This window comes from Azohydromonas australica DSM 1124 (assembly GCF_000430725.1).
Lineage (GTDB): Bacteria > Pseudomonadota > Gammaproteobacteria > Burkholderiales > Burkholderiaceae_C > Azohydromonas > Azohydromonas australica.
On the sequence record NZ_AUMO01000161.1, the window covers coordinates 1 to 1,996 of the forward strand.

A 1,996-nucleotide genomic window follows, 5' to 3' on the forward strand; every position below is an offset into this window, starting at 1 on the left:
TGTGTGCCTTGTCAAGGCACGGTTGATCCGTCGGTGAAAGTCCGACCCGGCCAACTCGCGCTCCGGCCGGAAGCACAAGGAGCGGTCCAGGAGGTAACGAATGGGCTGAAGCACTGCTTGAAAAGGCCTCGTAGGAGGCCAGCAGGCCATGCGGGCCGCAACGTGAGTGAACACTGAGCAGGCCTCGAAAAGTCGTCGTGGATGCCGACCCGCCATAACAACGGGGAAGGCCGTTGGCGGCGCCGAAGTGAGCGTGAAGAGCAGGCGCCGCGTCCACCGGGGTAGTGGTGGCAGCACGCATGGGTACAGATCGACCGTGCAACAAGGGAAGTCCGTGGTGGTGATCGACCGGCAGTTGATCAACGACGACCTCGTGAGGGGTGGAGTCGGCCGCTGCGGATGGCGGATGGGGGCGTAGTAGTGATGAAGCCGGGTAACGCTGGTGGAGCGAAGGCCCTCTGTTCCGATGCGAACGCTCAAAGTGGGAAGAGCCCGGGGATTGGCTTGAGCCTAGGAACCCCGCTCGATTCGGTTCGGATCCTACGGAGTGCGTTACGGGCGAAAGCCAAGAGCGAAGCAGCCTACCGGTTCTACAGCTTGTGGGACAAGGTGTGCCGCGAAGACGTCCTGACTGAAGCCTACCGACGTTGCCGCGCCAACCGCGGCGCGCCGGGGGTGGACGGCCAGACCTTCGAGCGCATCGAGGAACACGGCCTGGTGACCTGGCTGCAAAGACTACGGCAGGAGCTGCGTACCAAGCAGTACCGGTGCGCGCCCCTGCGGCGTGTATGGATTCCCAAGGCAAACGGCGGGCAGCGCCCGCTAGGCATCCCGACCATCCGCGATCGTGTTGCGCAAATGGCGGTGCTGCTGGTTCTCGAACCAATCTTCGATGAAGACCTGTTCCCCTGGCAGTACGGCTTCCGCGAAGGCATGGACGCCAAGATGGCACTGCGCCGCATCCACTACGGCATAGCCGAACGGGGTGCGCGCGAAGTGGTGGACGCTGATCTCTCGGACTACTTCAACACGATCCCACACGGGGACCTGCTGCGCTGCATTGCGCGGCGGGTTACCGATGGGACGGCACTGGCGGTGATCCGTCAGTGGCTCGATGCACCGGTAGTCGAGCGTGCCGACGACGGCGGAGAGATCCGCACGACGGTGGCGCGCGACACCAACCGTGGCACTCCGCAAGGGGGTGTCATCTCGCCGCTGCTGGCCAACCTGTACTTCCGCCGGTTCATGCTGGCGTGGTACCAAGGTGGTCACGCACGACGGTTGCAGGCCGAAGTGGTCAACTACGCCGATGACTTCGTCATCCTATGTCGACCCGGCAAAGGGGAAGAAGCCATGGCGACGATGCGGCGCCTGATGTCCAGGCTTGGTCTAACGGTCAACGAAAAGAAGACCCGACTGGTCAAGCTGCCTGATGAACGATTCGACTTCCTGGGATACACCGTGGGAAGGTTCTACGGACACCAGGGCCGGCCCTACTGGGGCACGGCGCCGTCGATGAAGTCCATCAAGCGCCTGCGGAAGCGCATACACGACGAGACGTCCAGGCGGTGGAGCGCCACGACGCCCGAGGAACGGGTTGAAGAACTCAACCCCATCTTGCGCGGCTGGGCGAACTACTTCAGTCAAGGGCCGGTGAAGGAAATTTACCGGTCCATCGACGACTACACCGCACGGCGTCTGCGGATCTGGCTGCGAAGACGAAGCGGCAAGCAGGGAACGGGGTACCGCCAATACTCCGACCAGTACCTCTACTTGAAGTTGGGGCTGATATGCCTGCTGCCGATTCAACGCGGCCGCTCGAAAGCGAAGGCCTGATGCGTCGGAAGAGAGCCGGATGCGGGAGATCCGCACGTCCGGTTCGACGAGGGGGATGTGGAAACGGAGCTATGGCGAGGTTACTCGGGCACCGCCAGACGAAAGGGGCGGAAATGGACAAACCGGACCTACGGCCACCGCGCCACATCTCTACTCTACC

General features: G+C 62.9%; 1 protein-coding gene. It reads left to right on the forward strand.

Annotated elements, in window-relative coordinates:
* Window positions 1–597 precede the first annotated feature (597 nt).
* Window positions 598–1,836 carry a group II intron reverse transcriptase/maturase gene (gene ltrA / locus H537_RS0118960; RefSeq protein ID WP_211235039.1) on the forward strand — a complete coding sequence of 413 codons (1,239 nt, stop codon included), beginning with the start codon at window positions 598–600 and terminating at the stop codon, window positions 1,834–1,836.
* Window positions 1,837–1,996 lie beyond the last annotated feature (160 nt).